We start from the raw sequence: 10,738 nt of genomic DNA, 5'->3' as shown, positions 1-10,738 counted from the left end.
TCGGCACAGACATTCATTCGCCGTGCGACTTCTGCAATAGACTCATTGCGGAAAAACGCCATTCCAACAATAAGCCAAAGAACCATATCACTAGGTAAACGACGTCGACGAATTGTCGCTTTATCGGAAAGTGTTGCCGCTTTAGCAACCCACTCATCAGGAATATGCTCGGAGAAGGTGGTTAGCTGAGCGACATCAACAGGACTCTCTTCAAGAAAGTCAGCAAAATAGTTTTGGATAGACATAAAAAATCGGAAACCTATAAACAGGTTTCCGATTGTCTCTCATCAGAAGGATCGGTCAACCGATCCTTATCTGATCTACATTGCCACAAACCTGGGCCTTTTTGCTTCCTTTTTCACCAAAACCTTGTTTGCATTCACCAATTTTGCACTTTAATTAAATAATTTCTAATCATCAGCTCCTTTGTTTACTTTTTTTATCGAAGAGTGTTGCTTTTTTTGTTCAGACTGGCAAATTGAAGCCATACCGTTTAGAAATGATTTAATTAAAAAGGATGTTGTATGTGTTCAGTATTTGGCATTTTAGACATTAAAAGCGACGCAGCGGCGCTTCGCCCTATCGCTTTAGAGATGTCGAAAAAACTTCGTCACCGTGGCCCAGACTGGTCAGGGATCTACGCATCAGACCGAGCAATTCTTGCTCATGAGCGTCTTGCGATCGTAGGTCTTAACAGCGGCGCGCAGCCTCTTTACAGCCCAGATAAAAAACTCATCCTTGCAGTAAACGGTGAAATCTACAACCACAAAGAAATTCGTGCTCGTTACGAAGGAAAATATGATTTCCAAACAGATTCTGACTGTGAAGTGATTCTCGCTCTCTACCAAGAAATGGGAGCCGATCTCCTAGAAGAATTAAACGGCATCTTCGCTTTTGTTCTTTACGATGAAGAGAAAGATCAGTACCTAATTGGACGTGACCACATCGGTATCATCCCGCTTTACCAAGGTTATGATGAGCACGGCAACTACTATGTCGCGTCCGAAATGAAAGCGTTGGTTCCAGTTTGCAAAACCATCAGTGAGTTTCCTCCAGGTAGCTACTACAGTTCAACCGATGCGGGCCCTCAACGTTACTACATTCGCGATTGGAATGAATACGCAGCGGTGCAAGGCAACAGCAGCAGCAAGGAAGAACTAACCGCAGCGCTTGAAGCGGCAGTGAAACGTCAGTTGATGACAGATGTGCCTTACGGTGTGTTACTGTCAGGTGGACTTGATTCTTCTATTACCTCTGCGGTTGCTAAACGTTATGCCGCAATGCGAATTGAAGACGACGAACAGACTGAAGCCTGGTGGCCACAACTTCACTCATTTGCTATTGGCCTTGACGGTGCTCCAGATCTCAAAGCAGCCCGTGAAGTGGCGGCGAAAATTGGCACTGTACACCATGAAATGACGTACACCATTCAAGAAGGATTGGACGCAATTCGTGATGTGATTTACCACATCGAAACATACGATGTCACGACCATCCGCGCGTCAACACCAATGTATTTGATGGGACGTAAGATCAAAGCCATGGGCATCAAGATGGTACTTTCTGGTGAAGGAGCTGACGAGATTTTTGGTGGCTACCTCTACTTCCACAAAGCACCGAACGCACAAGAGTTCCACGAAGAGACAGTACGTAAACTGCTTGCGCTCAACATGTTTGACTGTGCTCGCGCAAACAAATCGCTGGCGGCTTGGGGTGTTGAAGGTCGAGTGCCATTCTTGGATAAAGAGTTTATCGATGTTGCAATGCGCTTGAACCCTGCGGATAAAATGTGTGGCAACGGCAAAATGGAGAAACACATTCTTCGTGAGTGCTTTGAGCACTACCTACCAGATTCCATTGCTTGGCGTCAAAAAGAGCAGTTCTCTGATGGCGTGGGCTATGGCTGGATCGACACACTCAAAGCCGTTGCAGAAGAGAAAGTAACCGATCAACAGATGGAAGCCGCAAAATTCCGCTTCCCATACAACACGCCAACAACAAAAGAAGGCTACGTATACCGCGAAATTTTTGAAGAGTTGTTCCCACTGCCATCGGCGGCAGAGTGTGTCCCTGGAGGTCCATCAGTGGCTTGTTCGTCTGCTAAAGCGATTGAATGGGACGAGTCCTTTAAAAACTGTATTGACCCGTCAGGTCGAGCAGTGAAAGCAGTGCATAACGAAGCGTATTAATCCATACGTCGTTCACGATAACAACAACGAAAGAAGGCACCCACAAGGTGCCTTCTTTACTAAGGTTTGTTGACCGCTCACTTCATCCTTTCAGTTCTAGGTCGCTATTTTCAATGCTCACTGGCACGGTCTGGGAAATCATTTTAACCAGCATGATTGAACGTGTTTCGCCATCTTGTTCTTGGAAAATGGCCTCGATACCCGCGAACTGCCCGCTTTTCACTTTGATCGAATCACCCGGTTTCGGCAAATTACTCCCCTGCAACGCACTTTGATGTCCCTCTTGTTCAAGAAGCTTGAGTTCATAAATCAAATCCCCTTGGAGCTCTTTTGGCTGCGCGCCAAACTTCACAAAATCCACCACACCTCTGGTTGAACGAACAGTGGTAAACGTAGGGCCTATTTCAAAATCGAAGCGAACAAAAATGTAGGAAGGAAATAAGGGCTCACTCTTTGTTTGGCGTTTCCCACGCAAAATTTTTTCAACTTCTATGGTGGGATAGAAACACTCAACACCTTGGTTTTCTAAATGTTGCTTCGCTCGGATCTGCTCTCCGCGCTTACAATACAGCAAATACCACTTTTTCATTTATCACTAGCCATCTATTTTTTGTTTATCCTAGCATTTCGCCAGACTATAGGAAATCGCGTGAGTTGCAATCATACAAACCAATACATTTTGTTTGCTAAACGTTAATTCGCAGGACCAAAAATGGAATATTAGTTTCTAACACGTAGAAACCACCCAAGCAAAACATTGGAAAACCCTTTATAACAAAAGGTTAAATACAAACCGAACAATCTACTGCCATTTAAAAATGTTTGAGTATTTAAACAACGAGGAGTATACGTATTCGCCTATAAAAAATTTCATAACTAGAATTAGTCAAACTTATGCCAAACCAACATCAATATTTTGGTCATCCTCGTGGCCTTTTCCTTTTGTTCGGTACTGAACTTTGGGAACGTTTTTCCTATTACGCAATGCGTGCAATTTTAGTTTTATACCTCACCGACACCACCATCAATGGCGGTTTGGGCTGGTCTACCAAAGATGCCCTCGACCTCTATGGCACCTACACAGGTTTGGTGTACATTACCCCCCTTATTGGTGGCTACCTTGCTGACAACTACTTAGGTCAGCGTCGTTCGATCCTGATTGGTGGCGCGCTAATGGCCATTGGTCAATTCACCCTAGCGCTTCCTGCTGATGCACTTGGTTTAGGTTCACTTCACACCTTCTATCTAGGCCTTGCTTTATTGATTGCGGGTAACGGTCTGTTTAAACCAAATATCTCAACCATGGTGGGAGATTTATACCAAGAAGGTGATAACCGCCGAGATGGTGCGTTCACGATTTTCTACATGGGTATCAACCTCGGTGCGTTGATCGCCGGTGTCGTGTCAGGTTCAGTGACCACGGAATTCGGCTGGAAAGCGGGGTTTGTTGCTGCCGGTATCGGCATGCTTATTAGCTTAGTGATGCAAATGGCCCTCGCACAATCATGGCTAGGAGATATTGGCCGTGAGCCAGCAGCAAAGCGCGATCTCGCTATTAAGAAGTCAGCCCAAAAAGAAGCCTTAACCAAAGAAGAAGTGGATCGCATCAAAGTGATCCTCGTGATGAGCTTGTTCACTATCGTATTCTGGGCTGGTTTCGAACAAGCGGGCGGCCTAATGAATATCTACACCCAACAGTATACTGACCGCATGATCGGCAGCTTTGAGATTCCTGCTGCATGGTTTCAATCATTGAACCCATTTTTCATCATCACGCTCGCGCCAGTACTTGCTGTATTGTGGGTAAAACTGGGTAAACGCGAGCCGAATTCACCCGTTAAATTTGCTTTAGCGATGTTTTTCCTTGCGCTGGGTTTCTTATGTATGGTCGGTGCCGTTGTTGAACAAAGCGGTGATACATCGGTAAAAACATCCATGCTATGGCTTGTTGGCGCATTTTTCTTCCATACTCTGGGGGAATTATGTCTATCGCCCATTGGCTTATCTCTTGTCACCAAATTGGCGCCTTTGCGTCTCGCATCTTTGATGATGGGCGCTTGGTTCGGCTGTAATGCGATCGCGAACTACGTGGCGGGTTATGTGGGCTCTCACGTTGGCGAGCTAGGTGCTATGGCAATCTTTAGCGGTATCGCTGTCACTGCTACTGTATCGGGTGTGATTCTACTTCTGTTCTCAAACCAACTTGTACGTTGGATGCATGGGGCTGAAAGTGGAAGTTCAACCGCAGAACAAATTGAAGAACAACAAGCCTTAGTTTCTTAATTTGTGTCTAAAGTGCAAAAGCATAAAAGCGCGCCAACGATTGGCGCGCTTTTTTATGTTGAATGAACTAAGTTTACACTTTGAACTGTTTCAGTAGCTGGTTTACTTGTTCACCCAATCGCTTCATCGCCTGAGCGGATTCTGTGGTTTCAGACGATTGCACCAGTGTTTTCTCTGAGATGTCGGACATATTGTTCACATTGACACTGACCTCGTCCGACGCGATTGCCTGCTGATTCGCCGCTGTAGATATTTGCCCAATGGAATCGTTGATCTGGGTGATATAGCCTGTGATTGAGGTCAACGCTGCTTCTGCCGAGTGCACCTGCTCTGCGGTTTGCTCAGCACTTTGACGGCTCTGGTGCATTGCCTTGTTAGCCAATTCGGCTCGCTGCTGCAAACTACCGATGATGGCCTGAATCTCTTCAGTCGACTCTTGGGTACGCGATGCCAAAGAACGGACTTCATCAGCCACCACCGCAAATCCTCGCCCCTGCTCCCCTGCCCTTGCCGCTTCAATCGCCGCATTCAGCGCGAGCAAGTTGGTTTGCTCTGCGATACTGCGAATAACATCCAGCACCGTACCAATTTGTTCACTGTCGGCTCGAAGTTGTTCAACCGTATCGCCAGCACTGGCAATTTGCTCGTTGAGTTTTTGCATTGACTGCGTTGCTTCCATCACCACTTTTGAACCTTGCGTCGCAGAATCAGCCGTCGATTGTGAAAGATCCGCTGCCTGCTGAGCACTCGCGCTAACTTCTTGCGCACTCGCCGACATTTCCGTCATCGCCGACGCCGCAACCTGCGCCTGAGATTGTTGCTCTCGCACTTCACTTTGTGTGTCTCGTGCTTTTAATGCCAAAATCTCAGCCGCTTGCAGCATCTGGGCAGCCGCTTCGCTCATTTGACGAATGGTGTGCTGAAGTTTGCCTGCGAAGGTGTTGTAATGACCAGCTAATACATCGAGTTCATCATTACCACTAGTGGGCACGCGTATAGTGAGGTCTCCTTCTCCTTGAGCAATATCTTGAAGCACATTGGTCGTTCTTTGCACTTTAACTATTAACGATCGCGTGATGACAAAGGAGAACAACAAACCAATGACAACAGCAATCGCCGCGATACCATAAAGAAAGGTGATAGACTGTTCTGCGTTCTCATTGGCCTGCTCTGCCGCCTGCTCCATTGAGCTAGCTATCGACTCACGAAGCGATGCGATTCGTTGTGCGACTTGCGGGCCGATCGTATCCAGCGTTTTTATCCCTTCGTTACGGGCAAAATCAAACTGGTGACGGAATTGGCCGCTTTTTCATACTTTGTAAACAGCGATTCTGCTTCGTTGGTCAATTGGCGACGTTGCGCATTTTCTAACGTTGCAAGTAAGCTGGTAATCTCACTGTATACCGCTTTAAATTCCTGATTGAAGCGATCAACTTGTGCCTGCTGGTTTTCAACCAAAAACTTGGCGACATAAAGTCGCGCGAGCAAGAGCGATCTGAGTGCTCGTCCTGCGTGGTAGGCTGCAACCACATCACCATCGGTTTTCGCACTTTCCATGACACTGGTGAGTCTCTTCTCTATTTGCGGACCGTCGACATTGAGCACACCATTAACCAGCTCATTTCGCATATTCATATTGTTTACCACCACTTGTGTAAACGTGGTGAGATACTGTGCCTTTAAGCCATCAATCTCTTTAAGGATCTGTACGCGTTGTGGATTTTGTATTTCGTTGTAGGCGCGATCCATAAACTGCGTCCAGCGAGACGCATTGTCTTGGAAACGAGATACAAACTGTTGTTCCCCAGTTTTAATAAAGTTTTTGACCGTTAATCTTAAGCCATAAACACTATCAGTCATTTCTGCTGCCAACTCGGTGTCTGGCGCAAGATCGAAGGCGATCCTGTTCATATCTTTCGTCAGTGAATTCAGCAAGTTGGCACTGACTAGTACTATCACCAATAAAATAAGAATCAGAATCAGTGGTGAAAAATAGAGCTTCTTGCTAATTGAAATGTTATCGAGTCCCATTGTTGACTCCCTTTTGGTTATTAACCGCAAATGGCACTCTTAAAAATTAGCAGAGAAGTGAAAAAAGTCACAAAAGCCAGCAAAGGTAATAACAATAAAGTCAGAAGCTTTATGCTATTTGACTTAGAGGAACACCGATAATCGGCATAAAAAACGCCGTGAGAGAAACGGCGTTGAGGATAGGAGTCTTGCAATGAGAACGCATTACCGCTCTGTAACGAGCCTTGCCATCATTTCAATGTGATTTGGGGTGTCGTTTAAGCAAGGAATAAAACGATACTGCTCACCGCCTGCATGCAGAAAGCTTTCTTGGCCTTGCTCTGAGATTTCTTCTAACGTCTCTAAACAATCAACCGAAAACGCAGGGGTTATCACATCAAGAGACTTTATGCCCTTCGCGGGCAACGATTCCAACGTTTTATCCGTATAGGGTTGCAGCCACTCTTCTCGACCAAAGCGAGATTGATAGGTGGTGCCAATTTGGGATTTGTCCAACCCTAATTCGAGACGCAGTAACTCTGTTGTCATTTCGCAATGCAGAGGATAGACATCGCCATTATCGGCGTAGCGTTGTGGAATACCGTGATAGGAGCAAAGAAGGTAATCCCCTTTACCTTGTGCTTGCCAAGATTGACGTACTGATTCAGCCAGTGCTTTGATATACAAAGGGTGATCATGATAGTCACGAACAAACTGAATACTGGGCACGACGGCAACCTTACGCAGCGCATGCGCAAGTGCATCGTACGCAGCTCCCGTTGTGGTGCCTGAATACTGCGGATAAAGGGGTAAGACGCAAATCTCATCCACACCTTGAGCTTGAAGCTTGCTCACCCCATCCAGTACGCTGGGTGTGCCATAAGTCATACCAATTTCCACAGGACAATTGAGCTTTGCTTGCAACGCAACTTGCTGTCGCTTGCTGTACACCATTAACGGTGAGCCTTCTTCCATCCAAACGGTTTGATAAAGCTTGGCAACCTTAGACGAACGAATGGGTAAAATGATGCCATGTAAAATAGGGCACCAAAGCCAACGCGTCATGTCCACTACACGCTGATCGTGCAAAAACTGGCTTAAAAATCGTTTTACGGCTGGGGCCGTTGCTTCTTCGGGAGTTCCGAGATTGACTAAAAGCACTCCGCGTTTTTTTGTGTTGTTCATACTTTCTCTACGATAGTGGCTGAAGGTGGTTTTACGAAAAGGTGGCGACATCGATCAATTCTACAACGTCCATTGAGTCATTATGAATCACGGCAAAACTAAACCGCTGATGACTATAATAAAAAAGCGACCTTAAGGTCGCTTTACTATAACAAAATTCTGAAAACGGTTGATAATAGGTATTGCCTATTATGCTAATGCCTTCTCGATATCAGCACTCACTTCTGCAACTTGCTTAGTACCATCAAATTTTAGGTACTTCGTGTTGCCTTCTGCCGCTTCTTTACCGTAGTACTCGATAAGTGGTGCCGTTTGTGAGTGATAAACACCTAAACGAGCGCGCACGGTTTCTTCTTTGTCGTCATCACGAACAACAAGATCTTCACCTGTTACGTCGTCTTTACCTTCCACTTTAGGTGGGTTGTACACAACGTGGTAAGTACGACCAGAAGGCAGGTGCGCACGACGACCAGCCATACGCTCAACGATCACATCGTCAGCAACGTCAAACTCGATAACGTAATCGACATCAACGCCCATTCCTTTTAGGCCGTCAGCTTGTGGAATCGTACGTGGGAAACCGTCTAGTAGGAAACCTTTCGCACAATCTTCTTGAGCGATACGCTCTTTGATTAGACCAAGAATGATTTCATCAGAAACTAGCTGACCAGCGTCGATAACAGCTTTTGCTTGTTTACCAAGCTCAGTACCTGCTTTGATAGCAGCACGTAGCATGTCACCAGTAGAGATTTGTGGAATACCATACTTCTCCATGATGAATTGAGCCTGTGTGCCTTTACCTGCACCTGGAGCACCTAGAAGAATGATGCGCATGTTGAATCCTCTTTCGATTATGATGATTTATACCGAAGCTCACTGCCAACTAGGCTATGCCCCACGGTAAGTTTCGGTATAAGTGTTCTTCAAATTGACAATAAAATAGGCGTGCACATTACACGCCTGTGGATTTCGTTTCAAGTTGGCATTCTACCACATAATTTCTCGTTCTAGAGTCAGTTAAGACTAAAGAATGTTCAAGCTCTCACAAATCGCTTTGGAAACCATCATTTTTTTGCATGTTGAATGCCGATACATACAAAAAGCCCGCAAATGCGAGCTTTTTGGTGATTTTGGCCTTATTAGCCCTTAGTCAAAAGCGAGTTAATGGCCGTTAAGAACTGGCTAGGATCTTCCATTGAGCCACGTTCCGCCAACATCGCTTGGCCGAGTAATACCTCAACCCAGCGGCCAAACGCTTCTTCATCCGCTTCATCCGCCATTTGCTTAACCAGCGTATGATTTGGGTTAATCTCAAAAATGTACTTCACTTCAGGAACAGCCTGACCTGCAGCAGCCAGTAACTTAGCCATCTGCGTGCCCATTTCGAAATCGTCGGTCACCACCACCGCAGGGGTATTCGCTAGCTTAAAGGTGGTACGCACCTCTTTCACGCGATCACCCAAGTAGCTCTTGGTGCGCTCAACTACTGACTGGAACTCTTGCTCCGTTTCTTTCTGCTTCTCTTTCTCTTGCTCATCTTCAAATTGGCTAAGATCAAGGCCTGCTTTCGTGATTGACTGGAACTGTTTACCATCAAACTCTGTTAGGTAGTTCATCAACCATTCGTCAATACGGTCAAACATTAAGATAACTTCAAGACCTTTGGCTTTAAACTGCTCCAAGTGAGGGCTATTTTTCGCTGCCGCATAGCTGTCTGCTGTGAGGTAGTAGATCTTATCTTGGCCTTCTTTCATACGCTCAACATAAGACTCAAGAGAAACGGTCTGCTCTGCAGAGTCCACTTCTGTTGAGGCAAAGCGTAACAACGCCGCCACTTTCTCGCGGTTCGCGTAATCTTCAGCGGGGCCTTCTTTCATCACCAAGCCAAATTCTTTCCAGAAGGTTTGGTATTTTTCTGCGTCATTTTTCGCTAAGCGCTCAAGCATGGTTAAGACACGTTTGGCACACGCACTGCGTAGCGATTGAGTCACCTTGTTGTCTTGCAAGATCTCGCGAGAGACGTTGAGCGGCAGATCGTTGGAATCAATCAAACCACGCACAAAACGCAGGTAAGATGGCATGAATTGCTCAGCATCATCCATGATGAAAACACGTTGAACATAGAGTTTAAGACCAGATTTATGGTCACGGTTCATCATATCCCAAGGCGCTTTCGATGGAATATAAAGGAGGCTGGTATAGTCGTTTTTGCCTTCTACTCGGTTGTGGCTCCAAAGTAATGGGTCAGCAAAATCGTGAGAGACATGCTTGTAAAACTCCTGATACTCTTCGTCTGAGATATCGGATTTATTACGCGTCCAAAGTGCTTGAGCTTTATTGATTTGCTCCCACTTCACCTCTTCTGTTTCTTTGCCTTCTTCATCGCGAACACGGGTTTGAATAGAAACAGGAATGCCAATGTGATCGGAATACTTACCAATCACATCACGTAAACGCCACTCGTTAAGGAACTCTTTGCCGTCTTCACGCATGTGCAGAATAATATCAGTACCACGTGATTCTTTGGTAATGTCTTCAACGGTGTAGTCACCTTCACCTGCAGAATGCCAAAGTACCGCTTGGTCTGCGCTAAGACCCGCCGCTCGAGTTCGTACCGTCACTGCATCAGCCACAATGAAGGCTGAATAGAAACCGACACCAAACTGACCAATCAGCTGAGAATCTTTTGATTGCTCTTGAGATAGTTTAGAGAAAAACTCCGCCGTACCAGATTTGGCAATGGTGCCCAAATGCGAAATAACTTCTTCGCGGCTCATACCAATACCGTTATCGGAAATCGTCAGCGTGTTATGTTCTTCGTTAAAAGAAAGCTTCACGCCCAATTCTGCATCATTTTCATAAAGAGCAGGATTGGACAACGCTTGAAAACGCAGTTTATCGGCTGCGTCGGAGGCGTTGGAGATCAACTCGCGTAGGAAGATTTCTTTATTGGAATACAGTGAGTGGATCATCAGATGGAGAAGTTGTTTTACCTCTGACTGAAAGCCACGAGTTTCTTTGTTATTTGCTACTGTCTCGTTCATTTTCACTCCAAAGTTCTCTAATTGGGT

The 10,738-nt window shown here is 45.8% G+C and carries 9 protein-coding genes; 2 read left to right on the top strand and 7 right to left on the bottom strand.

Annotated features, from left to right (window positions below):
• A partial coding sequence (locus tag CIK04_RS10865) for a transposase domain-containing protein (protein WP_176463321.1) occupies nt 1-245 on the bottom strand: 245 nt, incomplete at its 3' end.
• A 279-nt stretch (nt 246-524) separates the two neighbouring features.
• Between CIK04_RS10865 and asnB the strand changes: the two genes are divergently transcribed.
• Nucleotides 525-2,189 (top strand): asparagine synthase B, encoded by a 1,665-nt coding sequence (gene asnB, locus CIK04_RS10860; RefSeq protein ID WP_017421030.1) that lies wholly within the window; start codon nt 525-527, stop codon nt 2,187-2,189.
• 82 nt (nt 2,190-2,271) lie between these two features.
• On the opposite strand, the gene rfaH is transcribed toward asnB, so the two are convergent.
• On the bottom strand, nt 2,272-2,778 hold the full coding sequence (gene rfaH, locus CIK04_RS10855) for a transcription/translation regulatory transformer protein RfaH (RefSeq protein WP_013572233.1): 507 nt from the start codon (nt 2,776-2,778) through the stop codon (nt 2,272-2,274).
• 305 nt (nt 2,779-3,083) lie between these two features.
• Here rfaH and CIK04_RS10850 point away from each other — a divergent pair, with 305 nt between their 5' ends.
• A complete protein-coding gene (locus CIK04_RS10850) occupies nt 3,084-4,472 on the top strand; it encodes a peptide MFS transporter (RefSeq protein WP_017421031.1) in 1,389 nt (462 codons plus the stop codon).
• A 73-nt stretch (nt 4,473-4,545) separates the two neighbouring features.
• Here CIK04_RS10850 and CIK04_RS33265 read toward each other — a convergent pair whose 3' ends face one another.
• From CIK04_RS33265 to htpG, 5 genes are all read right to left on the bottom strand, one after another.
• A complete protein-coding gene (locus CIK04_RS33265; RefSeq protein ID WP_325205709.1) occupies nt 4,546-5,658 on the bottom strand; it encodes a HAMP domain-containing methyl-accepting chemotaxis protein in 1,113 nt (370 codons plus the stop codon).
• Between the two features lie 71 nt (nt 5,659-5,729).
• The gene (locus CIK04_RS33260; protein ID WP_325205708.1) at nt 5,730-6,503 is read right to left on the bottom strand and encodes a hypothetical protein; all 774 of its coding nucleotides are present in this window, start codon (nt 6,501-6,503) and stop codon (nt 5,730-5,732) included.
• A 204-nt stretch (nt 6,504-6,707) separates the two neighbouring features.
• Nucleotides 6,708-7,667: a ferrochelatase gene (hemH, locus tag CIK04_RS10840; RefSeq protein ID WP_176463320.1), complete on the bottom strand. Its 960-nt coding sequence runs from the start codon at nt 7,665-7,667 to the stop codon at nt 6,708-6,710.
• Between the two features lie 189 nt (nt 7,668-7,856).
• On the bottom strand, nt 7,857-8,501 hold the full coding sequence (gene adk, locus CIK04_RS10835) for an adenylate kinase (protein ID WP_097353510.1): 645 nt from the start codon (nt 8,499-8,501) through the stop codon (nt 7,857-7,859).
• Nucleotides 8,502-8,806: 305 nt separating this feature from the next.
• Entirely contained in the window at nt 8,807-10,711 is a 1,905-nt protein-coding gene (gene htpG, locus CIK04_RS10830; protein WP_039563259.1) for a molecular chaperone HtpG, read from the bottom strand.
• Between the last annotated feature and the right edge of the window lie 27 nt (nt 10,712-10,738).

The sequence above is a fragment of the Vibrio sp. 03_296 genome, from assembly GCF_002265885.1.
Note: the sequence above shows the minus strand (reverse complement) of the source record. Positions and strands in the feature narration are given on the sequence as shown.

Excerpts from the sequence above, each read along its gene's own strand:
- asnB (WP_017421030.1), top strand. The coding sequence starts at position 525 with ATGTGTTCAGTATTTGGCATTTTAGACATTAAAAGCGACGCAGCGGCG.
- rfaH (WP_013572233.1), bottom strand. The coding sequence starts at position 2,778 with ATGAAAAAGTGGTATTTGCTGTATTGTAAGCGCGGAGAGCAGATCCGA.
- CIK04_RS10850 (WP_017421031.1), top strand. The coding sequence starts at position 3,084 with ATGCCAAACCAACATCAATATTTTGGTCATCCTCGTGGCCTTTTCCTT.
- CIK04_RS33265 (WP_325205709.1), bottom strand. The coding sequence starts at position 5,658 with ATGGAGCAGGCGGCAGAGCAGGCCAATGAGAACGCAGAACAGTCTATC.
- CIK04_RS33260 (WP_325205708.1), bottom strand. The coding sequence starts at position 6,503 with ATGGGACTCGATAACATTTCAATTAGCAAGAAGCTCTATTTTTCACCA.
- hemH (WP_176463320.1), bottom strand. The coding sequence starts at position 7,667 with ATGAACAACACAAAAAAACGCGGAGTGCTTTTAGTCAATCTCGGAACT.
- adk (WP_097353510.1), bottom strand. The coding sequence starts at position 8,501 with ATGCGCATCATTCTTCTAGGTGCTCCAGGTGCAGGTAAAGGCACACAG.
- htpG (WP_039563259.1), bottom strand. The coding sequence starts at position 10,711 with ATGAACGAGACAGTAGCAAATAACAAAGAAACTCGTGGCTTTCAGTCA.